The following is a 22,045-nucleotide window of genomic DNA, read 5'->3' on the forward strand; positions in this document are numbered from 1 at the left end:
CGACGAGGACGGCGCGGCGAAGGACACGCACAAGGCCGCGCGAGGCCTCACGGCGGTGACGTTCGCGGGGGCGAGCCCGGCCGTCCGGCGAAGGCACAGCGGAGGACGGGGGCGTACGGCATCGGCGGCTCCTGCTGGTCGTACGGGGGCGCGGCGCCCTCAGCGGCGGGTCGTCTGATGCCTGCGGGTCAGCCACAGCGTGCCCGCCGCGCCCGCGAGCAGCACCGTGCCGCCGAACGTGCCGAGGGCGATCGCCGAGTCGTCGGGACCGGTCTGCGGGAGCCGGCCGCCGGAGTCGGTGCCGGTCGAGCCCGTCGAACCGCCCGAGCTGCTGGATCCGCCGCTCCCCGAACCGCCGCCCGCCGCCGTGACGTCGAGAGTCAGCGACGGCCCGGGGTTGTTCGTGGGGGTGCAGGTGGTCGTCGTGCCGAGCGCCTTGATCGTGAGCACGCCCGCGGTGAAGGTGACCTTGCCGGTCTTCTTCGGCGTGTACGTACCCGACAAGTCACTGATCTTGATGGGGGTGTTGGCAGGGATCGCGGCCGCGTTGGCGGGGCCGCTCACGGCCACCGTGCCGCTGTCCGCGCCGCCCACCTTGATCACGGCGCTCGGGCTCATCGCGCCCTTGCCGAGCTCCACCGGACTGGAGGAGACGCCCTTCTGCCAGGACATGGTGAGCTTGTAGCCGCTGCCGCTCTTGACGCTCTTGATGTCGATGGGCGAGACGGCGCTCTTGTCGCCGATCGGCGTCTTGCACTGGTAGTTGACGTTCACCACGCCGGCCTCGGCGGCAGGGGCGGCCATCAGCACCGCCGAGCCGGCCAGGGCCGCGGCGAACGCGAGCGCGGCGGTTCGTTTCTGGTACGTCCGGTACGACACCTCGGGGCCTCATTCCTGACGGAACATCAGATCGGCCGTCAAGGTACGCCCGGTCCCTTGTGGAGGGAAGACAAAGTGCGCGCCGGATCCGAGGAGATCCGGCGCGCGTTCGGCAACGTACGAAGAAGGGTTCGAACCGTGGGTAACCCAAGGTGGGAGTTACACCCGGGATCGGGTGGGACTACGCGGGCGCCCCGAGTTCCGCCCACACCGTCTTGCCGGTGACCCCCGGAGTGCGTACGACTCCCCAGTCCAGGCACAGCCGCTGCACGATGAACATGCCGTGGCCGCCGGGGCGGCCGGCGCGGTGCGGGGTGCGCGGGGCGGGCTGGCCCGCGCCACGGTCGGAGACCTCGACGCGCAGCACCTTGTTGTCGCAGGCGATCCGGAGCTCGTCGGGACCCTCGGCATGCAGACAGGCGTTGGTGACAAGTTCGGAGACGACCAGCAGAACGTCCTCGGCGGCGGCCCGCTGGTCGGCGCTCGCGGCGGGCAGCCAGCCCCACGCGTGCAGCGCCTGGCGGGCGAAGTCGCGGGCGAGCGGCACGACGCCGCTCTCGCCGTCGAAGCTCAGCCTGCGGGCCTGACGCCCTCCTGACGGGACGGCCAGGCCGCCGCCCCCAGGTGCCCCGGAAGCGCCGCCGTCGCCCGACTCCGGGCCGCGGTCGCCCGGCGAGTAAGGCCGGGTGGTGCTCATCAGCGCTTCACCTCACCGATTCACCAGTTTCACGATTCAAGACTCAGTACTCAGCATGTGGTACGCGCCGCGGATGCTTCCGCACTCAGGGCGTTCCGGACGAATATCTACGACGATCACCTACGACGTTCCCACCGATTGTTGCCGACATAGTCAGGATGTCTCCTGCCCGACCGATCCGTCGGAACACCCCCTTTGTTCGACGGGAACGGGGTGACGCGGGCGATGCCGCGATCGCAGGGGGACTCCGGAGCATGCCGAGGCGGGGCCCCGACCGCCCCGCCTAGTCGGCCAGGGCCGCATCTAGCGTCTCGTGGACGGTGAAGACGGCCTCCGCCCCGGTGATCTCGAAGACCCGGGCCACCACCGGCAGCATTCCCGCCAGATGGACTCCGCCACCCGCGGCCTCGGCCTTCAGCCGGGCACCGAGCAGCACGTTCAGCCCGGTGGAGTCGCAGAACTCCAGTCGCGAGCAGTCCACGACCAGTCGCGAGCGCCCCTTGTCAAGGCAGTCCTCGAGTGGCTCACGCAACAATTCAGCCGTGTGGTGATCCAACTCACCCGCGGGGGTCACGACGGCGCTTGAGCCCTCTTCCCGCACCTCGACTAGAAGCCGGCCCGACTGTGCGCTGCCGACCGTCTGGCGGTCCATGCCGTCTCTCTCCCGAGCGTCGCGACTGCTGATGTACGCACTCGAACACTACGCCTTCCACACGATCCCCGACACCCGAACAACCCCCCGAAAATGGACATTTCATCACGCAACGCACTTGCGGGCGGCGCGCGAAAGCGGGTAGGGCTAGTAGCGACACCTATTCGACACGGCCGGCTTCGGAGGCGCCGCACACCGCAGTGCACGCATTGGCATCGGCGGCCATATGCCGAGAACGATGGAGGACACCATGTCACCCCGGCTCGACGGATCGCAGACCCAGACGGCGACGTCGACACCTTCTCTGGAACGCCCGGAGCGTCTCGACGAAATCGGAACCAGCGGACTCGACGGACTCGACGGACTTCCCGAGATCCCCCCGTACGACGAGGTGGGACCGGTGGACGCACGGGCCCTGTCCAAGACCCTCTTCGAGCGGCTGGAGTCCCTCGAAGAAGGCACCCACGACTACTCGTACGTGCGCAACACGCTGGTCGAGCTCAACCTCGCGCTGGTCAAGTTCGCCGCCTCCCGCTTCCGCTCCCGCAGCGAGCCGATGGAGGACATCATCCAGGTCGGCACGATCGGCCTGATCAAGGCGATCGACCGCTTCGAACTGAGCCGCGGCGTCGAGTTCCCCACCTTCGCGATGCCGACCATCATCGGCGAGATCAAGCGCTTCTTCCGCGACACCTCCTGGTCCGTGCGCGTACCGCGCCGACTGCAGGAACTGCGTCTCACCCTGGCCAAGGCGGGCGACGAACTCGCCCAGCAGCTCGACCGGGCGCCCACGGTGGGCGAGTTGGCGCAGCACTTGGGCATCACCAACGACGAGGTCGTCGAGGGCATGGCCGCCTCGAACGCCTACACGGCCAGTTCGCTGGACGCCCAGCCCGAGGAGGACGACTCCGAAGGCGCGCTCGCGGACCGCATCGGCTACGAGGACCACGGCATCGAGGGCATCGAGTACGTGGAGTCGCTCAAGCCCCTGATCGCCGAACTCCCGTCGCGTGACCGTCAGATCCTCTCGCTGCGCTTCGTCGCCAACATGACGCAGTCCGAGATCGGTGACGAGCTCGGGATCTCGCAGATGCATGTGTCGCGGCTGCTGTCACGGACGCTGGTGCGACTGCGGAAGGCACTGACGGTCGAGGAGTGACGCTCCCTGCCCCCTCCGGCACCTCTCTCTTTCGGCTGAGAGCGGTCCGGCTCTCTTTCAGCTGAGAGCGGTCCGGCGCCGACGGCTCCGGACCGCTTTTTTTCTTGCGCCTCCTTCTTCCCTCTTTCCTCAAAGGGCCATCCCCGTCACCATGAGCACTCCAAACTGGCTGGTACGTCAGGACGGGAGCGAGTGACCGCACGGGGTACGAGGAGGCCGACACATGGCTCAGGACGACGCGGGCGCGTCCGACACGCGGCTCACCGAACTGCTGAGCGCCGACACCGACAGCGCCTATCCGGCCCTCCAGGAACTCCGCGAGCGGCACCGCCCGTCCGTCCTCGCCTACGCCCGCCTGTGCACCCGTAGCGAGTCGGCAGCGCGGCAGCTCGCGGCGCAGGCGTTCACCCTGGCGGCCCAGGAGACGGCGCGCGGCTCGAACCCGAGCGTCCCATGGCGCCACCGGCTCCTGCTGCTGGCGGGGCAGGTGGCCGCCTCGTGGGCGAGGGACGAACGGGCCGCCGGCCTCGACCCCGGTCTGCTCCTCGTGCTGAGCACGGCGGGCCCCGGCGGGCCCGTGCCGCCCATGCTCGCCCCGTTCCAGTCCCTCCCGTCCCGTACCCAGGGCCTGCTCTGGTACGGAGTCGTGGAAGAGGAGCCCGCCGACCGGGCGGCCGTCCTGCTCGGCCTCACCCGTGAGGACGTGACGTACGGCGGGCAGCCCGCGCTGCAGGCCCTGGGCCAGGCCTGTCTGAAGTCCCGGCTCGCCGCCTCCGACGACCCGCGCTGCGGGGACTTCCGGCGGCTGATCGAGGAGTCGCTGCGGCCGGACAACCCCCGTTCCAGCCCCGACCTGCACGCCCACATGGCGCACTGCGCGCACTGCACGACGGCGTACGAGGAGCTGTCCGCCCTGCGCGACCATCCGCGCACCGCCCTGGCCGAGGGACTGCTGCCGTGGGCGGGCACGGCGTACGTCATGAGCGAGGCGGGCGAGCCCCGGCCCGGCGTCCCCGCCTCGTCGGGGCCCTGGCCGCCGTCCCGCCGCTTCGTCCTGACCTCGGCGGCGGCCCTCGGCGTCGCCCTTGTGCCGCTGCTGTTCGTCGTGCTGTCGTCGGGCGGCTCGCCGTCCCAGAACACGGCGGGCTCGGTCACCACCCCGTCGAGCGTGCCGCAGGTGACGGTGACGGCGACCGTCTCGGCGACCCCCTCGCCCCCGGCCCCGCTGCCGTCCGCGACCAGCAAGTCCCCTTCCCCGACGCGGAGCCCCTCCCCGTCGAGACCGGCCAGTCCGACGCCGTCCCCCACGCCCACCCCGGCCTACCCGCCGGGCAGCGACTACGCCCAGGTCGTGAACATCGCCTCGGGCCTGTGCCTCGACATCCGCGACGGCGATCTGACGCAGGGCACGGACGTCGTCACGGCCCCCTGCACCTCGGCCCGCACCCAGCGGTGGCGGGTCGACTCCGGGCGCGGCGTCCTGCAGTCGTACGCCGACTCCGACCTCTGTCTGGACAGCCGCGGCTCCGTCGACAACGGCGTCGGGATCTGGGACTGCGGCTCGATCGACGGCAGCCACGGCCAGAACCTGAGGTTCACCGTGGACGACGACGGCGTGATCCGCCCGTCCATCGCCGTCGAGACCGCGGTCACGCCGAGCGGCGGAGACGGCCTGTCCCTGCTGCCGCTCGACGGGGGTACGAGTCAGCGGTGGCGGGCGGGGGCCTCGTGACCGCGGCGTCGTGACCCCGGCGTCGTGACCGCGGCCTCGTGACCCCGGCCTCGCAACCCCGGCCTCGCAACCCCGGCCTCGCAACCCCGGCCTCGCAACCCCGGCCCCGTAACCCCGGCCCCGTGACCTCTGGGTCAGAGCTCGCGTACGCCGCGCCGCCAGACGCCGGTGACCAGCGGTACGCCCGGCCGGTAGGCGAGGTGGACGTGGCTGGGCGCGTCCAGGAGGGCGAGGTCGGCGCGGGCGCCGACGGTGAGGCGGCCGATGTCCGTGCGGCGCAGGGCCGCCGCGCCGCCCGCCGTGGCCGACCAGACCGCCTCGTCCGGGGTCATCCCCATGTCCCGTACCGCCAGCGCGATGCAGAACGGGACGGAGGAGGTGAAGGACGAGCCCGGGTTGCAGTCGGTGGAGAGGGCGACGGTCACGCCCGCGTCCAGGAGGCGGCGGGCGTCCGGCCACTCGGCGCGGGTGGAGAACTCGGCGCCGGGGAGCAGGGTCGCGACCGTCCGGCCGTTCGCCAGGGCCTCGACGTCCGCGTCCGTGAGGTGGGTGCAGTGGTCGGCGCTCGCCGCGTCGAGTTCGACGGCGAGCTGGACGCCGGGGCCGTACGAGAGCTGGTTGGCGTGGACGCGCGGGTGCAGGCCCTTCGCCTTGCCCGCCGTGAGGATCGCGCGGGCCTGGTCGCCGTCGAAGGCGCCCTTCTCGCAGAAGACGTCGATCCAACGGGCGTACGGGGCGCAGGCGTCGAGCATCTCGCCGGTCACCAGGGCCACGTACGCGGCCGGGTCGTCGGCGTAGTCCGGGGAGACGATGTGTGCGCCGAGGTAGGTGACCTCCTCGGTGTGCGCCGCCGCGATGCGCAGCGCCCTGGCCTCGTCCTCGACGGTGAGGCCGTAGCCCGACTTGGTCTCGAAGGTGATGGTGCCCTGGCGCAGCGCCTCGTGGAGGTAGTGCGTGAGGTTGCGCTCCAGGTCCTCGTCACTGGCGGCGCGGGTGGCGGCGACGGTGGTGCGGATGCCGCCCGCCGTGTAGCCGCGGCCCGACATGCGGGCGTTGAACTCCTGGGTGCGGTCGCCCGCGAAGACGAGGTGCGAGTGGGAGTCCACGAAGCCCGGAATCACGGCCCGGCCACCGGCGTCGACCCGGTTGTCAGTGGCGGGTGCTTTTCTTGAGTCACCGGTCCACGCGATGCGGTCGCCTTCGATGACGACGGCCGCGTCCTGGATCAGACCGAGGGGGGATCCGTCGCCGAGGGAGGGATCGTTGGTGACCAGACTGGCGATGTTGGTGATGACGGTGGTCGTGCCGGTGGTGCTGCTCATGGCGTCCTCGTGGGGGCGGAGTTCGGCGGTCGTCTCTAGGCGCGCAGGGCTTCGACTGCCTGCGCGAGGGCCTGCGGCACCTCGGGAACAAGGGCGTGCGCCCCGTCGCGTACGACATGCCGGCCGCCCACGACCGTGTGCCGTACGTCGGCCGCCGTCGCCGCGAATACGGCCGTCTCGGCGCCCAGGCGCGGCACCGGTCCCGCTGTTCTGACCGAGTCGAGGGCGATCGTCGTGAAGTCGGCGAGCGCGCCCGCTTCGAGGGTGCCCGCGTCCTGCCAGCCGAGGGCCGCGTGGCCGTCGGCGGAGGCGGCGCGCAGCAGGGCGGCCGCCGTCCAGTGACCGCGGGTGCGGGTGCGCAGGCGCTCGTTCAGCTCCATCGCGCGGGCCTCTTCGAGGAGGTCGATGACGGCGTGGCTGTCGGAGCCGAGGGAGAGGGGCGAGCCGGCTCGCTGGAGGGCGGCGGCGGGGCCGATGCCGTCCGCCAGGTCCCGTTCCGTCGTCGGGCACATGCACGTGCCCGTCCGGGAGTCGCCCAGCAGCGCGATGTCCTCGTCCGTGAGGTGCGTGTTGTGGACGCCGGTCGTGCGGGAGCCGAGCACGCCGTGGTCGGCGAGCAGCCGCGTCGGGGTGCACCCGTGGGCGGCCTGGCAGGCGTCGTTCTCCGCCGTCTGCTCCGACAGATGCACGTGCAGCGGGGCCTGCCGCTCCTCGGCCCAGCGCGCTACCGTCGCCAGCTGTCCGGCGGGCACGGCCCGTACGGAGTGGATGGCCGCACCGATCCGTGCGTGATCACGGTCCTTGAGAAGTGAAGAGCGTTCCGCCCAGGCCTCCGCGCTGCCGTCGGAGAAGCGGCGCTGGTGGGGGTTGGGCGGCTGTCCGAAGCCGGAGGACACGTAGGCCGTGTCGAGGAGGGTGATCCGGATGCCGGCCTCGTCCGCGGCCGCGACGAGCGCCTCGCCCATCGCGTTCGGGTCGGCGTAGGGGGTACCGCCGGGGGTGTGGTGCACGTAGTGGAACTCGCCGACGGCCGTGACGCCCGCGAGCGCCATCTCCGCGTACACGGCGCGGGCGAGCGCGTGGTAGGTGTCCGGGGTCAGCCTGTCCGCGAAGGAGTACATGATCTCGCGCCAGGTCCAGAAGGTGCCGGAGCCGACCTGGACGGTGCCGCGCAGGGCGCGGTGGAAGGCGTGCGAGTGGGCGTTGGCGAGGCCGGGGAGGGTGAGTCCGCGGAGGATCTCGGCGCCGGGGGGCGGGGTGGCGGTGTTCTCGCGGACGGCGGTGATCCGCCCGTCCGTCACGTCCAGGGCCACGCCCGGCTCGACGTGGGTGTCGAGCCAGGCGTGTTCAAGCCAGTACGTCTGCGTCACCTGCAGGCCAGCCCTTCGAGTACGTCGGCGAGTGCGGTCACCCCGGCCACGCAGTCGTCCTCGGCGGCGTACTCGGCCGGGGAGTGCGAGACACCCGTGGGGTTGCGTACGAACAGCATGGCGGTCGGGACGGTCCCGGAGAGGATTCCGGCGTCGTGTCCGGCGCCCGTGCCCAGGACGGGAACCGTGAGTCCCGCGGCCCCTTCCCCGTCCTTGCCCAGGATGCGGGCCAGCTCGTCGCGCAGGGCGTGCTCGAACTCGACGACGGGGGTGAACGACTCGCGGACGACGTCGAGTTCGACGCCCTGGGCCTCCGCGTACTCGCGGGCGGCCTTCTCGACGCCGGTGACGACCGTGTCGAGGGTCGCCTGGTCGGCGGCGCGGGAGTCGAGCCAGCCGCGCACGAGGGAGGGGATGGCGTTCACGCCGTTCGGCTCGACGGAGATCTTGCCGAAGGTGGCGACGGCACCGGCGAGTTGGGCCTCCCGGCGGGCGGCGAGCACGGTCTCGGCGTACGACAGCATCGGGTCGCGGCGGTCGACGAGCCGGGTGGTGCCCGCGTGGTTGGCCTCGCCCCGGAAGTCGAAGCGCCAGCGGCCGTGCGGCCAGATGGCGCTGGCGATGCCGACCTGGTCGCCGCTGAGGTCGAGGGCGCGGCCCTGCTCGACGTGCAGTTCGACGAAGGCGCCGATGCGGGCGAGGCGCTCGGGGTCGGGACCGATGGTGTCGGGGTCGTGTCCGGCGCGCTCCATGGCCTGCGGGAGCGTGATGCCGTCGCCGTCGGTCAGCCGGTGGGCCTGCTCGACGGTGAGCTGTCCGGCGGCCAGCCGGGAGCCGACGCAGGCGAGTCCGAAGCGGGCGCCCTCCTCGTCGCCGAAGTTGACGATGGCGAGGGGACGGGTGAACTCGGCCTTCCTTGAGCGCAGTTCGTCCAGGGCCGCGAAGGACGACACGACGCCGAGAGGCCCGTCGAAGGCCCCGCCGTCGGGCACGGAGTCCAGGTGGGACCCGGTGACGACGGCGTCGCCCTCGGCGGGGTCACCGAGCCAGGCCCACTGGTTGCCGTTGCGGTCCAGCTCGTAGCGCAGCCCGCGGGACTCGGCCTGGGCCCGGAACCAGACCCGGCAGTCGGCGTCGGCCCCGGTCCAGGCGAAGCGGCGGTAGCCGCCGGAGGCGGTGCTGCGGCCGATCGGCAGCAGCTCCGCCCACATGCTGTGGAAGGTCACGCGGCGCCGCCCTCGTCGCCTTCGCGCATCGGGATGCGCACGCCGCGCTCCTGGGCAACGGACTCGGCGATGTCGTACCCGGCGTCGACGTGCCGGATGACGCCCATGCCGGGGTCGTTGGTGAGCACGCGGCGGATCTTCTCGCCGGCCAGCTTGGTGCCGTCGGCGACGGACACCTGCCCTGCGTGGATGGAGCGGCCCATGCCGACGCCGCCGCCGTGGTGGATGGAGACCCAGGAGGCGCCGGAGGCGACGTTCACCATGGCGTTCAGCAGCGGCCAGTCGGCGATCGCGTCGGAGCCGTCGAGCATGGCCTCGGTCTCGCGGTACGGGGAGGCGACGGAGCCGCAGTCGAGGTGGTCGCGGCCGATGGCCAGGGGCGCGGCGAGCTCGCCGGACGCCACCATGTCGTTGAAGCGCTCGCCGGCCTTGTCGCGCTCGCCGTAGCCGAGCCAGCAGATCCGGGCGGGCAGGCCCTGGAAGTGGACGCGCTCACCGGCCAGCTTGATCCAGCGGTGCAGGGACTCGTTCTCGGGGAAGAGGTCGAGGATCGCCTTGTCGGTCTTGGCGATGTCCTGCGGGTCGCCGGAGAGGGCCGCCCAGCGGAAGGGGCCCTTGCCCTCGGAGAAGAGGGGGCGGATGTAGGCGGGGACGAAGCCGGGGAAGGCGAACGCCCGCTCGTACCCGGCGAGCTGGGCCTCGCCGCGGATCGAGTTGCCGTAGTCGAAGACCTCGGCGCCGGCGTCCATGAAGCCGACCATCGCCTCGACGTGCTTGGCCATGGACTCACGGGCGCGGGTGGTGAAGCCCGCCGGGTCCTTGGCGGCCGCGTCGGCCATGTCGTCGAAGTCGATGCCGATGGGGAGGTAGGCCAGCGGGTCGTGGGCCGAGGTCTGGTCGGTCACGATGTCGATCGGGGCGCTCTCGGCGAGCATGCGGGGCAGCAGCTCGGCGGCGTTGCCCAGGAGGCCGATGGAGAGCGGCTTGCGCTGGTCGCGGGCCTCGACGGCGAGCTGGAGGGCGTGCTCCAGGGAGTCGGCCCTCACGTCCAGGTAGCGGTGCTCGATGCGGCGCTCGATGGCCCGCGGGTCGACGTCGATACAGATCGCGACGCCGTCGTTCATCGTCACGGCGAGCGGCTGGGCGCCGCCCATGCCGCCGAGACCGGCGGTCAGGGTGATGGTGCCCGCGAGTGTGCCGTTGAACTTCTTGGCGGCGACGGCGGCGAAGGTCTCGTAGGTGCCCTGGAGGATGCCCTGGGTGCCGATGTAGATCCAGGAGCCGGCGGTCATCTGGCCGTACATCGTGAGACCGAGGGCCTCCAGACGGCGGAACTCCTCCCAGTTCGCCCAGTCGCCGACGAGGTTGGAGTTGGCGATGAGGACGCGCGGGGCCCACTCGTGGGTCTGCATGACGCCGACGGGGCGGCCGGACTGGACGAGCATCGTCTCGTCCTGCTTGAGGGTCCGCAGCGTGCGGACCATGGCGTCGAAGGAGCGCCAGTCACGGGCGGCCTTGCCTGTGCCGCCGTAGACGACGAGCTTGTCGGGGTGCTCGGCGACCTCGGGGTCGAGGTTGTTCTGCAGCATCCGCAGGGCGGCTTCCTGCTGCCATCCCAGGGCACTCAGTTCCGTACCGCGCGGCGCTCGGACGGGGCGGGGTCCTGACATGGTCTGCCTCCTAGCGGACTGTTGCAGTAGATATTCACATCCTGGCTTCTTGAATAGAGCTAGTCAATAGTTGAGTGGGCCAGCGGGGGCGTGGCGCGGATGTTTGGCTGGGATGTATGGGCACAGACAGGGACACGAAGGAGGATTCAGTGAGCGATGGGGCGGCAGGGACCGGGGTGTCTTCGACGGGGACGCCTTCGACCGGGATGTCTTCAGCGGTGGCGTCTTCGGGTGAGGCGCCTTCGGCAAACGGGGCGCCTTCGGCGGGCGGGGCGTCTTCGGGTGAGGCGCCTTCGGCGGGCGGAGGTGAGTCCGGCTCCGATCGCGTGGCGCGGCGCGACGATGCCGTCCGGGCCGCCGTGGAGCATGGACTGCTGGGGCCCGAGGCCCCCATCATCGCCCTCCTCGACGTTCCCGGCATCAAGGCCTCGGTGGCGGAGCTGCGGGCCGCCTTCGACGCGGTGACGGCACCGGGCACACCCGTGCTGCACGCCTTCGCGGTGAAGGCGACCCCGCTGGTGCCCGTACTGCGGCTGCTGCACGAGCACGGCATCGGCGCGGAGGTCGCGAGCCCCGGCGAGCTCGCCCTCGCACGGGCGGCCGGAGTGCCACCCTCCGAGACCGTGCTCGACTCACCCGCCAAGACGATCGCCGAGCTGCGCGAGGCGCTGGCACTGGGCATCGCCGTCAACGCGGACAATCCGCAGGAGCTGGACCGCATCGACGGCCTGGTAGGGGACCTGCCCGACGGGCCGAACGGCGGTCCCGCGGGATCCCCGCACCCCCGCTCCCCCCGCGCCCCCATCGGAATCCGGGTGAACCCGCAGGTCGGCGGGGGTTCCATCGAGGCGTTGTCCACGGCGACGGCGACCTCGAAGTTCGGGGTCGCGCTGCGCGACGAGGGCGCCCGGGAGTGGATCGTCCAGGCGTACGCCGACCGGCCGTGGCTGACCCGGCTGCACGCGCACACCGGATCGCAGGGGATCCCGCTCTCGCTGATGGCACGGGGGATCGCGGAGACGTACGCGCTCGCCGAGGAGATCAACCGGCGTGTCGGGTGGCAGCAGATCGACACGCTCGACATCGGCGGCGGACTGCCGGTCAACTTCGGCTCCGACGTCACGACCCCGACGTACGCGCAGTACGCACGGTTGCTCGCCGAGGCGGTGCCGGGGCTCTTCGACGGGCGGTACGGACTGGTCACCGAGTTCGGGCGGTCGCTGCTGGCCAAGCACGGGACCGTGGTCGCGCGGGTCGAGTACGCGAAGTCCGCCGGAGGCCGGCCGGTCGCGGTCACGCACGCCGGGGTGCAGATCGCGACCCGCACGGTGTACGCGCCGGGGTCCTGGCCGCTGCGGATCGCCGCGTACGACGCGTTGGGGCAACCCAAGGCGGGGCCGGACGTCGTCCAGGACATCGCGGGGCCCGCCTGTTTCGCGGGCGACCTGCTCGCCGAGGGGCGCGCGCTCCCGCTGCTCGAACAGGGCGACTACGCGGCGGCGTTGGACACGGGCGCGTACTACTTCGCCCACCATTACGCGTACAACTCCCTGGCCCGGCCGGGCGTTTACGGCTTCGCGTCGGTCGAGGGCGGGAACGGCGACGGCGGCAGGAGTACGGACGTGCGGTTCGCGGTCGTACGGGAGCCGCAGGGCGTCGAGGAGATCGTCGCGGAGTCGGGCGGCGCGCGGCCGACAGCGCTCACGGCGCTGTAGCACCCGGCACCCGGCACCCCGAAACAGAACACGGCGTGTGTGGCCTCGTCGCGCACCCCGGTGTACCTGCGAGCGCCCCCCGGTGCGCCTTCGCAACGCCCTCACCAGCATCCGAGCAGCGTCAAGAGGACTGAAAATATGGCCAGTTGACCCACCTTAGTCACCGCGCGCATGTTCCACAGGAAAATGCCAGATCCCTCACCCGTCGCGCATACGTTGCGTAACTTCGGCGTCACTCGGCCGAACCCTTTGGCGGGAGGGGATACGTGGTGCCCGGAATCGACGAGTGCCTACTGGAAGCCATGCGACTGCCCGGTGCCCGGGGCGCCGCGGTGGTCGACTGGACCAGCGGGCTGGCCCTGGGCACGGTCGGGGACGCCCCGGGCGGTGACCACGAGACGACCGCGGCGGAGGCGGCCGAGCTCGCCCGGCTCGCCGCGGAGCACAAGGCGTTCGCCCCGTCCGACGGGTCCGACTGGTCCGAGCAGGAGACCCCGGTCGAGGACCTGATCGTCAGCAACCGTGACAGCTACCACCTGCTGCGGTTCGTCAGGACCACGTTCGACAGCAGCGTGTTCCTGCATCTGTGGCTGGACCGGGCGGACGGCAATCTCGCGCTGGCCCGGATCCGGCTCGGTGAGATGGCCGGACGGCTGGTGCTGGGATGACGACGGTCAGAACACCGCCCGCACTCGAACTCGCCGTGCGCAAGGACAGCGGCCAAGACCACGACAAGCACACCGACACCGACAGGGCGGCGGTCCCCGTCGGCCTCTCGCCCATGCTCAGCCGACTCGCCGCCGAGCGGGCCACCGGCGTGCTGGTGCGCGAGCGCGGGGTGCTCTACCTCTGTGACGGCGAGGTCGTGCACGCCGAAAGCCCCGCCACCCCCTCGCTCGACGTGCTGCTCACCGCGCGCGGAGTGCTGGCGGCCGAGTCCTGGCGGGAGGCGGTCGCCGAGGCCGGGGCGCGGCGGCGGGTCGGGCGGTTCCTGGTCGAGCGCGGCCGGATCGCCGAGGGCGCGCTGGAGCTGTGCCATCTCGGGGCGCTTTACGACGCGGCGTACTTCGTGCTGGGGCCGAGCAGCACTCCGGCCCGGTTCCGGTACGGGGCCGCGCACTGGCTCGGTCCGGTGCGTCCCGTGCCCGTGGCCGCGGTGGAGCGTGAGACGCTGCGCCGCCGCCAGCTGCTGCACCGGGTCTGGCCCGACCCGGCGACGGACACCGCCCCGCTGGCGCGCGTCCGGCGCGCCGCCGAGCCGTCGGTCCCCCTGCGCCAGTGGGCCGTGCTCGGCCGGGTGGACGGTCTGCGGACGGCGTCGGACATCTCGCTCGCCCTGGGGCGGCCCGCGTTCCACACCCTCGTCGACGTCCGCCGGCTGGCCGCGGCCGGGTTCGTCACGGCAGCGAACGCGCCGGAGCGTGCGCCGTTGCCCAAGGTGCTCACCCAGTCTTCCGCCGATCCCGACGTCGCGTTGTTGCGCCGGCTCCGAGACGCGCTGGAGGCCCTGTGATCCGCGCGCTGCGACAGCGTGCCGAGAGGAGACTGCTGATGGCGGCGGAACCCGAAGTCCTCGACGAGCTGCACCGGTTGCGGGCCCGCGTGCCCCAGTTGACCGGTGCTCTGGCGGCCAGCGTCGACGGACTCGTACTCGCCCATGACACGCCCGGAGTGGAGCCCGAGGGCGTGGCCGCGCTCACCGCGGCCGCGCTGGGGGTGGCCGTGCGGATGGCGGACGCCACCGGGCAGGGCGAGTTCCGCGAACTGCTGGTGCGCGGCGTCGACGGCTATGTCGCGACGTACGCGGCGGGCGGCTCCGCCGTGCTGACGCTGCTGGCCCAGGACCGGGTCAATGTCGGCCGGCTGCATCTGGAGGGGCGCCGTTCCGGTACTCGGATCGGCGAGCTCGTGGAGGCCGCGACGGCACGCGGTGAACCGGTCGCCCCGGCGCGGGCTCCCGCGCGGCCCGCCTCCATGCCGACGCGCACCCGTGCGGCGCGCGGCACGCCCCGCACGCCCCCGACCCCCACCCCCAACACCCCCACCGCATCGGAAAGCTGACCGAAGAGTCGGCCCGAGAGTCGGACCGAAAAGTCGGGACGACAAGCCGAAAGGAAGAACCACACCATGACGAACACCGAAACCGCGCTGAAGGAAGCACTCGCCTCCATCGAGGGCGCGACCGGAGCCGCCCTCGTCGACTACACCAGCGGAATGGCGCTGGGCACGATCGGCGGCAGCAAGGGCTTCGACCTCACCGTGGCGGCGGCGGGCAACACCGACGTGGTCCGCGCCAAGATCCGCACCATGGAACACCTCGGGCTGAAGGGCGAGATCGAGGACATCCTGATCACGCTGTCCGACCAGTACCACCTGATCCGGCTGATCAAGGGGCGCGGCGGCAACGGGCTCTTCCTGTACCTGGTCCTCGACTCCAAGCGGGCCAACCTGGCGATGGCCCGGCACCAGTTGAAGAGGATCGAGGCGGACCTCGAGGTGTAGCGACCCCCAGTCGCCGCCTCGGGTCAGCGGCGTCGCGCTCCGCCGGGCGCGGCGTCGCCGGCCGCCACTCCGGTGGCCCGGCAGGCCTTGACCGGCTTTCCGGCGGGAGCACCGGCACGTCGGCCGAGCCAGTCGACGCGCACCCAGATCAGCGCCTCCTCGGCCCGTTCCCGGCGCCCGAGCCAGCCGGCCTTCAGCCACAGCCCGACGCCCGCACCGGCGAGCAGCATGCCGCCCGCGGCGGGCACCGCGAAGGAGCTGCCGAGCGCGGCCACGAAGGCGAGCAGCAGCCACCAGCGATGGCCCCGGCGCCAGTTGCGTACCGTCACGGCCCGGTCCTGGAGCACGTCCTGCTTGCTCGCGCGTGCGGCCGAGCGGACGAGTGCGGCGTACCGCTTCCTGCGGGTGTACGCCACCACGACCGCCGCGAGGATGAACAGCGCGGCCCCGGCCATGACCCCGATCCGGCGTCCGGTCAACCCCGGCAACAGCACCCCGATACCGGCCGCGAACACCCCGAACCACCACAGTGGTGCCGCCCCGGCCCTCACCACGACGGCCACCCGAGCCAGGCCCTGCCCTCCGCGCGCCACGTTCTCCGCCTCCCGTGCTTGCGTCTTCGGCTGCTTGCGTCTTCAGCGTCTTTGGGCGCGCACGCTAACGAGCGAAGGTGAGACGAGTCTGAGAAGCGGGGCCACTCCACCGAACCGTGACTGCTCCGCCGAACCCCGGCCCCCGCATGGGACCGCGGCTACTCCACGAACAGGCCCCTGGCCGCCGCCCGCGCGTCGAACTCCTCCAGCCGCGTCTGGGAGTCCGGGATGTCGTCGCACATCGCTTCCAGAAGAACGCGCCCGAGGAGCATCGGGGAGCAGGCCGTGTCGAAGGCGAGTCCGGTGCCGACGGCGGCGGGCAGGAGGAGATCCGAGACCTTGGCGACCGGCGCGAACGCGGAGTCCGCGACCGTCACCACCGTCAGCCCGGCCCCCTTGGCGTAGGCGAGCGAGTCCACGACCTCGCGCGGGTGGCGGGGCAGCGCGAAGCAGAGCAGGGCAGTGGCTCCGGCGTGGACGGCCGCGTCGATGCGGTCGTGCAGCATGGTGCCGCCCTCGTGCAGCAGCCGTACGTCCGGGTGGACCTTGGCGGCGAAGTACGCGAAGCCGTACGCCTGGGAGGCGGCGGCGCGCAGTCCGAGCACCGGGAGCGGACGGGAGGCGGCGAGCAGCCGTCCCGCGCGCTGCACCGGGCGCGGGTCGGCGAGCACCTCGGCGAGGTGCTTCAGGTTCTCGATCTCGGCCTCGACGGCCTGCTGGTACTCGTTGTACGAGCCCGGGGTCGCCGACTGTTCGGTGGGCGCGACCTCGCGCAGGTGCTTGCGCAGCGCCGGGTAGCCGTCGAAGCCGAGCGCGACCGCGAAGCGGGTGACGGAGGGCTGGCTGACCCCGGCGAGTTCGGCGAGTTCGACGCTGGAGAGAAACGGCACGTCGGCGGCGCTGCGCACCATGCTGTGCGCGATGCGCCGCTGGGTGGGCGTCAGCCGGTGCCCCTCGAAGAGCGCCTGCAGCCGCCCGGCGGGACTGTCCATCACGCTCTCGCCGGCCTTCACGCCGGCTTTCACGTCGGCTTTCACGTCGGCCTTCACGTCGGCCTTCACGCCGGCCTTCACGCCGGCTTTCGCCTCCGCGCTCACGTCCATGCTCCTGTCCACGCTCATGACTCGCTCCCCCTCCAGATGTCCGTGAACCGGTCGAGCAGCGCGGCCGCCGCCGTCACGTCGTCCGTCAGCGGCCGGTCGGTCTGGTCCAGGCCGAGCACCAACTCGGCCAGTTCCATCGCCCGTCCGACCGGCAGCTCCGGGTCGGGCCGCAGATCGCGCTGGCGCAGCGCCCGTACGGCGGAGACCAGTTCGCAGCCCACGACGAGACGGTAGGCACCGCACGCCCGCAGTGTCTGCCGTGCGGCGAGCGAGGCGAAGCTCGCCTGTTCCTCGACGCCCCGGGAGAGTACAGCGTGGCCGAGCGAGGCGGGCGCGGAGAAGGCGCGCAGGTCGCCGAGGGCGGCCGCGGCGGCGTACTCCAGGATCATCACGCCGGAGGACGCGGGCTCGTGGTCGGCGAGGAAGGGGCGCAGGCGGGTGTAGGCGGGTTCGTTGAGGGTGGAGAGCCGTGAGGTCGACAGCCGCGCCACCTGTGTGACGGCGAGCCTGAAGTGGTCCAGGGCGAGGGCGAGTTGAGCCTGGTAGAAGCCACCGTGGTGGTACGCGGCCATGTCCTCGGGCGAGATGAGGGGGTTCTCGGCGGCGGCGTTGATCTCGACGACCAGGACCCCTTCGAGGGCGTCCGCGGCGTCCTGCGCGGGCCCGTGGATCTGCGGGATGCACCGGAAACCGTACGGGTCCTGGATCCGCCCGAGCGGCGGGGTGGGCCGGTCCTCCGCTCCGATCAACTCCCGCATCCGACGGGCGACTTCGGCCGAGCCCTTGTGCGGGCGCGCGGCGTGCACGGGTGCCGCGTAGGCCTCGTGCGATCCGTCGACGGCCAGCAGTGACAGCGCGGCGACGACCTGTGTGGCCTCGATCAGCCCCCGCAGCTCGTCCAGGGCGAGCGCGGACTGCCCGAGGGTGAGGGCGTTGCTGCTGATGAGGGCGAGTGCGTCGTTGTTGTCGAGGAGCTGGGGTTCGGGGGGCAGGCCCTGCCCGACGGACGACACCTCCTCCCCGAAGGACGCCACCCTCTCCCCGAGACCGAGCGGCGACAGCCCCTGGGCCGACGGACCCTGCCCCGGGCCCGGGCCCGGGCCCGGGCCCTGACCCCGGCCCTGCCCCTGACCCTGACCCTGACCCCGGCCCTGACCCCGGCCCTGACCCTGACCCGGGCCCTGGCCCTGGCCCTGGCCCCGGGACGGCACTCCCTGCCCCGGGGACCGCGGCCCGGACGGTACGGACGACAAAGACGGCCCGGACGACAAAGACGGCCCGGACGGCACAGCAGGCACGGACGACGTCCGTGAGCCATCCGGCCCCCGCCAGGGATGCTCCCCCACCAGCGCCAGTCCCACCTGGGCCAGCGCCGCGATGTCCCCCGTGCCCACCGACCCGAACTCGTTCACGACCGGGTACGCGCCGGTCTCCAGGGCCTCGCACAGAGCCGTGACGACGGTGGGCCGCAGGCCCGCTCCGCCCGCCAGGAGCTGGTTGGCGCGGACGGCGAGCATGGCCCGGACCTGGCGGGCGGGGAGCTCGTCGCCGATGGCACCGGCGTGGCTGCGCAGCAGGCGCAGCCCGTGCTCGGCGGCGGCCTCGGTCGGCACGTCCTCGTTCCGGTTGGCGCCGACGCCGGTGGAGCGCCCGTAGACGCGACCGGTGGCGGCGATCTGCCGGGCGGCGTCCCAGGACTGCTCGACGCGCTTCATCGCCTCGGTGCCGGGAACGGGCCGCGCGGCCCCGTCGGCGAGCCGCACGATGTCGGCGACACCGGTGCTGCACCCGTCGAGCACCACCAGACCGGCGGTGAGGCCGGCCACCACCACGCTCGGCGTGTCCGCATTCCGAGACGACATAGAGCCCAAACTCCCCTCAATCCCGACATTGGATCTTGCCTGGTGGTCATAAGTAACCAGTGATTAACACCGGACCGTTGACAACCTATTCAGGTACAGAGAACTCTGCATGACGATATGCAGACCGGGCAAGGGACACCTCATGATCCAGTTCGACACGGTCCACAAGCGCTTCCCCAACGGCACCACCGCAGTCCACGACCTCTCTCTGGAGATGCCGGAAGGCGGCGTGACCGTCCTCGTCGGATCTTCCGGTTGCGGTAAGACCACCACCCTCCGGATGATCAACCGGATGGTCGATCCGACCTCCGGCACCATCCGCGTCGGCGGCAAGGACGTCCTCGAGCAGGACGCGGCCGAACTGCGCCGTTCCATCGGTTACGTCATCCAGCAGGCCGGCCTCTTCCCGCACCGCACGGTGCTCGACAACATCGCCACCGTGCCGCTGCTGCTGGGCTGGGGCCGCAAGAAGGCCAGGGCGCGGGCGGCCGAGCTCCTGGAGACCGTCGGCCTCGCCGCCGACGCCGGCAAGCGCTACCCGCACCAGCTCTCCGGCGGCCAGCAGCAGCGCGTCGGCGTGGCCCGAGCGCTCGCCGCCGACCCGCCCGTCCTGCTCATGGACGAGCCCTTCGGCGCTGTCGACCCGGTCGTCCGCACCCAGCTCCAGGACGAACTGCTCCGCCTCCAGAAGGAGCTCAGCAAGACCATCGTCTTCGTCACCCACGACATAGACGAGGCCGTCCGGCTCGGCGACCAGATCGCGATCTTCCGCACCGGCGGCCATCTGGTGCAGTGCGCGACCCCGGCCGACCTGCTCGCCCGCCCCGCGGACGACTTCGTCGCCGACTTCCTCGGCGCCGAGCGGGGCCTCAAGCTCCTCTCGCTCCAGCACCTCGCCGGCGTACCGCAGGGCGCGGCCCCCGAGGGCGGCCCCTGGACCCTCGTCCTCGACGAGGCCCGCAAGCCGCGGCACTGGCGTGCGACGGCGGACGACGCCGAACTCCCCGTAAGACCGCTCAAGGACACCGACTCCCTGCTGGCGGCGCTCAACGAGTCGATCGCCTCACCCACCGGACTGGTGGCACGTGTGGACGCCGACGGCGTGCTCACCGGCGTCACCTCCCGCGACGACATCCACGAGCACGCGAGCAAGGCGCACGGCACCCACGGCACCCACGGCACCGCGAGCGTGGCGATATGACCGTCGACTGGTCCTGGATAGGCGACCACACCCACGACCTCGCCTCCCTCGCCCTCTCCCACCTCCAGGCCGCGCTGCTGGCCGTCTTCTTCGGCCTGCTGATCTCCCTCCCGCTGGCCGTCGTGGCCCACCGGGTGCGCGCCCTGCGCGGCATGCTCCTCGGCCTCTCGAACGTCCTCTTCACGATCCCGTCGATCGCGATCTTCGTCCTCCTGCTCCCGGTGAGCGGCCTGACCCGCACCACCACGGTCATCGGCCTGACGGTCTACACCCTGGTCGTCCTGCTCCGGAACACGGTCGAGGGCCTCGACTCGGTCCCCGTGAAGACCAAGGAAGCCGCCAAGGCGATGGGCACCCGCCCGCTGCGGACCCTGCTCACCGTCGAACTCCCGCTCGCCCTCCCCGTGATCATGGCGGGCGTGCGGATCGCGACGGTCATGTCGATCTCCCTGGTCTCCGTCGCCACCTACATCGGCGACGGCGGACTCGGCCAGCTCTTCACGGACGGCTTCCAGCGCAACTTCCCGACGCCGGTGATCGTCGGCGTGGTCCTGACCCTGCTGCTCGCGCTGGTCGCGGACGCGCTGCTGGTCGCGATCCAGTACGTACTCACTCCGTGGACGAGGCGGCGAGCCTGACATGTACGAACTCTTCAAGAACCTCGCCAAGTGGCTGGTCAGCGGCGATCAGTGGGCCGGCACCGACGGCATCGCGCACCGGATCGCCGAGCACCTGGAGTACTCGCTCCTCGCCACCCTCATCGCGGCCGCGATCGCGCTCCCGCTCGGCCTGCTGATCGGTCACACCGGCAAGGGCGCCTTCCTCGCCATCAACCTGTCCTCCTTCGGCCGGGCGCTGCCGACCGTGGGCCTGGTCGTCCTGGTCTTCCTGGTCAGCGGCCTGTCCCTGTGGTCGGTGTACGTGGCCCTCGTCGTCCTCGCGGTACCGGCCATCGTCACCAACACCTACGCCGGCATGAGCGCCGTCGACCCGGAGGTGAAGGACGCGGCGCGGGGCCAGGGCATGCGCGGCCACCAGGTCCTGTTCCAGGTCGAGATCCCGCTCGCCCTCCCCCTGATCATGACGGGCCTGCGTCTCTCCCTCATCCAGGTGGTGTCCACCGCCACGATCGCCGCGTACGTCAGCTTCGGCGGCCTCGGCCGGTACGTCTTCGACGGCCTGGCGCAGCGCGACCTCGTCCAGGTCCTCGGCGGGGCGGCGCTGGTCGCGATCGTCGCCGTCGTGCTCGACCTCGCGCTGGCCGGACTCCAGCGCTACCTGTTCCGTCACCGCCGTACCGCCGCCCACTGAGGAGCCGAAGAACCATGAACCGTAGGACTCTGCTCGGCGGCCTCTTCGCCGCGGCCTCCGTCCCCGCCCTGGCCGCCTGCAGCAGCGGCATCACCTCGCTGGACAGTTCCGGCGGCGGCAGCGGCGGCGGATCCGGATCCAGCGCCGGCGGCGTGACCATCGGCACCGCCAACTTCACCGAGAACCAGATCCTCGGCTACCTCTACGCGGGTGTCCTGGGAGCCGCGGGCATCAAGACGAAGGTCCGCCCCAACCTCGGCTCGCGCGAGATCGTCGTGCCCGCGCTGGAGGGCGGCGACATCGACCTCCTCCCCGAGTACCAGGGCAGCCTGCTCCTGTACCTCGACGCGAAGGCCACGGACACCGAGGCCGGCGCAATGCAGAACACGCTGACGACCGTGCTCCCCAGTGGCCTCGAAGTCCTCCCCTACGCGGCGGCCGAGGACCGCGACAGCTTCGCCGTCACCAAGGAGACGGCGGCCAAGTACGGCCTGACCTCCCTCGCCGACCTGCGCAAGGCCAACGGCAAACTCGTCCTGGGTGCCGCCGCCGAGATGAAGAAGCGGGTCGTCGGCGTGGTGGGCCTCAAGGACCGCTACGGGGTGGAGTTCAAGGAGTTCAAGTCCCTCGACTCCTCGGGCCCGTTGGTCAAGGGCGCCCTGAAGAAGGGCGACATCGACGTCGCCAACGTCTTCACCACGGACGTGGACGTCATCGAGAACGGCTGGGTCGTCCTCACCGACCCCCTCAACCTGATCCCCTCCCAGCACATCGTCCCCCTCATCGCCTCCCGCAAGGCCGACGCGAAGGTCCGCAAGGCCCTGGCCACCCTCGGCAACGTCCTCACCTCCGGGGAACTGACCAAGCTCAACCGCCTGGTGGACAAGGAGAAGAAGGACCCGGACGCGGTCGCCAACGCGTGGCTGAAGAGCAAGAAGCTGGCGTGAACGGTCGAACACCGTCGGGGGCCCGGGGGCATTTCCTGGCCCCTGGACCAAGGCCCTTACGCGTTCGTCTGGGTAGACGCCCTGACCCAGAAGGTCCGCGAGGG

At 71.7% G+C, this 22,045-nt stretch carries 21 protein-coding genes; 11 read left to right on the forward strand and 10 right to left on the reverse strand.

The window, feature by feature from the left end; genetic code table 11:
* Positions 1 to 159: 159 nt before the first annotated feature.
* The 3 genes from ABZ656_RS44325 to ABZ656_RS44335 all read right to left on the reverse strand — a co-directional run bounded on the left by ABZ656_RS44325 (position 160) and on the right by ABZ656_RS44335 (position 2,228).
* The gene (locus ABZ656_RS44325; RefSeq protein WP_101404793.1) at positions 160 to 879 is read right to left on the reverse strand and encodes an LPXTG cell wall anchor domain-containing protein; all 720 of its coding nucleotides are present in this window, start codon (positions 877 to 879) and stop codon (positions 160 to 162) included.
* Positions 880 to 1,060: 181 nt separating this feature from the next.
* Complete coding sequence (locus tag ABZ656_RS44330) at positions 1,061 to 1,576, reverse strand: ATP-binding protein (RefSeq protein WP_075027342.1); 516 nt, start codon at positions 1,574 to 1,576, stop codon at positions 1,061 to 1,063.
* 283 nt (positions 1,577 to 1,859) lie between these two features.
* Positions 1,860 to 2,228, reverse strand: a complete 369-nt coding sequence (locus ABZ656_RS44335) for an STAS domain-containing protein (protein WP_067376101.1) — start codon at positions 2,226 to 2,228, stop codon at positions 1,860 to 1,862.
* A 238-nt stretch (positions 2,229 to 2,466) separates the two neighbouring features.
* Between ABZ656_RS44335 and ABZ656_RS44340 the strand changes: the two genes are divergently transcribed.
* Complete coding sequence (locus ABZ656_RS44340; protein ID WP_360276384.1) at positions 2,467 to 3,387, forward strand: RNA polymerase sigma factor SigF; 921 nt, start codon at positions 2,467 to 2,469, stop codon at positions 3,385 to 3,387.
* 223 nt (positions 3,388 to 3,610) lie between these two features.
* Positions 3,611 to 5,119: an RICIN domain-containing protein gene (locus ABZ656_RS44345; RefSeq protein ID WP_360276386.1), complete on the forward strand. Its 1,509-nt coding sequence runs from the start codon at positions 3,611 to 3,613 to the stop codon at positions 5,117 to 5,119.
* 134 nt (positions 5,120 to 5,253) lie between these two features.
* On the opposite strand, the gene hutI is transcribed toward ABZ656_RS44345, so the two are convergent.
* Genes hutI through hutU form a run of 4 tightly spaced genes read right to left on the reverse strand, consistent with a single transcriptional unit; the run spans position 5,254 to position 10,707 of the window.
* Positions 5,254 to 6,441 carry an imidazolonepropionase gene (hutI, locus tag ABZ656_RS44350; protein ID WP_360276389.1) on the reverse strand — a complete coding sequence of 396 codons (1,188 nt, stop codon included), beginning with the start codon at positions 6,439 to 6,441 and terminating at the stop codon, positions 5,254 to 5,256.
* 35 nt (positions 6,442 to 6,476) lie between these two features.
* Positions 6,477 to 7,811, reverse strand: coding sequence for a formimidoylglutamate deiminase (locus ABZ656_RS44355; RefSeq protein WP_319748912.1), 1,335 nt, complete (start codon positions 7,809 to 7,811; stop codon positions 6,477 to 6,479).
* A complete protein-coding gene (locus ABZ656_RS44360; protein WP_360276392.1) occupies positions 7,808 to 9,037 on the reverse strand; it encodes an allantoate amidohydrolase in 1,230 nt (409 codons plus the stop codon). The genes ABZ656_RS44355 and ABZ656_RS44360 overlap by 4 nt, the downstream gene beginning before the upstream one ends.
* Entirely contained in the window at positions 9,034 to 10,707 is a 1,674-nt protein-coding gene (hutU, locus tag ABZ656_RS44365) for a urocanate hydratase (RefSeq protein WP_101404788.1), read from the reverse strand. Before hutU ends, ABZ656_RS44360 begins: the two co-directional genes overlap by 4 nt.
* A 206-nt stretch (positions 10,708 to 10,913) precedes the next feature.
* Here hutU and ABZ656_RS44370 point away from each other — a divergent pair, with 206 nt between their 5' ends.
* The 5 genes from ABZ656_RS44370 to ABZ656_RS44390 all read left to right on the forward strand — a co-directional run bounded on the left by ABZ656_RS44370 (position 10,914) and on the right by ABZ656_RS44390 (position 14,924).
* Entirely contained in the window at positions 10,914 to 12,422 is a 1,509-nt protein-coding gene (locus ABZ656_RS44370) for a diaminopimelate decarboxylase (RefSeq protein WP_101404787.1), read from the forward strand.
* A gap of 269 nt (positions 12,423 to 12,691) precedes the next feature.
* Positions 12,692 to 13,090 (forward strand): hypothetical protein, encoded by a 399-nt coding sequence (locus tag ABZ656_RS44375; protein ID WP_054236907.1) that lies wholly within the window; start codon positions 12,692 to 12,694, stop codon positions 13,088 to 13,090.
* A 113-nt stretch (positions 13,091 to 13,203) separates the two neighbouring features.
* Positions 13,204 to 13,935, forward strand: coding sequence for a hypothetical protein (locus ABZ656_RS44380; RefSeq protein ID WP_101408064.1), 732 nt, complete (start codon positions 13,204 to 13,206; stop codon positions 13,933 to 13,935).
* A 38-nt stretch (positions 13,936 to 13,973) separates the two neighbouring features.
* The gene (locus ABZ656_RS44385) at positions 13,974 to 14,483 is read left to right on the forward strand and encodes a roadblock/LC7 domain-containing protein (RefSeq protein ID WP_101404786.1); all 510 of its coding nucleotides are present in this window, start codon (positions 13,974 to 13,976) and stop codon (positions 14,481 to 14,483) included.
* 66 nt (positions 14,484 to 14,549) lie between these two features.
* Positions 14,550 to 14,924: a hypothetical protein gene (locus tag ABZ656_RS44390; RefSeq protein WP_075027337.1), complete on the forward strand. Its 375-nt coding sequence runs from the start codon at positions 14,550 to 14,552 to the stop codon at positions 14,922 to 14,924.
* Between the two features lie 23 nt (positions 14,925 to 14,947).
* On the opposite strand, the gene ABZ656_RS44395 is transcribed toward ABZ656_RS44390, so the two are convergent.
* The 3 genes from ABZ656_RS44395 to ABZ656_RS44405 form a co-directional block, all read right to left on the reverse strand.
* Positions 14,948 to 15,517 (reverse strand): hypothetical protein, encoded by a 570-nt coding sequence (locus tag ABZ656_RS44395; RefSeq protein ID WP_099941738.1) that lies wholly within the window; start codon positions 15,515 to 15,517, stop codon positions 14,948 to 14,950.
* A 158-nt stretch (positions 15,518 to 15,675) separates the two neighbouring features.
* Entirely contained in the window at positions 15,676 to 16,509 is an 834-nt protein-coding gene (locus ABZ656_RS44400; RefSeq protein ID WP_360276411.1) for a MurR/RpiR family transcriptional regulator, read from the reverse strand.
* Between the two features lie 125 nt (positions 16,510 to 16,634).
* Positions 16,635 to 18,482 (reverse strand): aromatic amino acid ammonia-lyase, encoded by a 1,848-nt coding sequence (locus tag ABZ656_RS44405; RefSeq protein WP_360276398.1) that lies wholly within the window; start codon positions 18,480 to 18,482, stop codon positions 16,635 to 16,637.
* A 142-nt stretch (positions 18,483 to 18,624) separates the two neighbouring features.
* Here ABZ656_RS44405 and ABZ656_RS44410 point away from each other — a divergent pair, with 142 nt between their 5' ends.
* From ABZ656_RS44410 to ABZ656_RS44425, 4 genes are read left to right on the forward strand one after another with little or no spacing between them, the layout of a single operon-like run.
* Positions 18,625 to 19,683: an ATP-binding cassette domain-containing protein gene (locus tag ABZ656_RS44410; protein ID WP_360276401.1), complete on the forward strand. Its 1,059-nt coding sequence runs from the start codon at positions 18,625 to 18,627 to the stop codon at positions 19,681 to 19,683.
* A complete protein-coding gene (locus ABZ656_RS44415; protein ID WP_101404782.1) occupies positions 19,680 to 20,321 on the forward strand; it encodes an ABC transporter permease in 642 nt (213 codons plus the stop codon). The genes ABZ656_RS44410 and ABZ656_RS44415 overlap by 4 nt, the downstream gene beginning before the upstream one ends.
* A gap of 1 nt (position 20,322) precedes the next feature.
* Positions 20,323 to 20,994, forward strand: a complete 672-nt coding sequence (locus tag ABZ656_RS44420) for an ABC transporter permease subunit (protein ID WP_060898941.1) — start codon at positions 20,323 to 20,325, stop codon at positions 20,992 to 20,994.
* 14 nt (positions 20,995 to 21,008) lie between these two features.
* A complete protein-coding gene (locus ABZ656_RS44425; RefSeq protein WP_360276406.1) occupies positions 21,009 to 21,941 on the forward strand; it encodes an ABC transporter substrate-binding protein in 933 nt (310 codons plus the stop codon).
* Positions 21,942 to 22,045: the final 104 nt, after the last annotated feature.

This window comes from Streptomyces sp. NPDC007095, assembly GCF_040634475.1.
Lineage (GTDB): Bacteria > Actinomycetota > Actinomycetes > Streptomycetales > Streptomycetaceae > Streptomyces.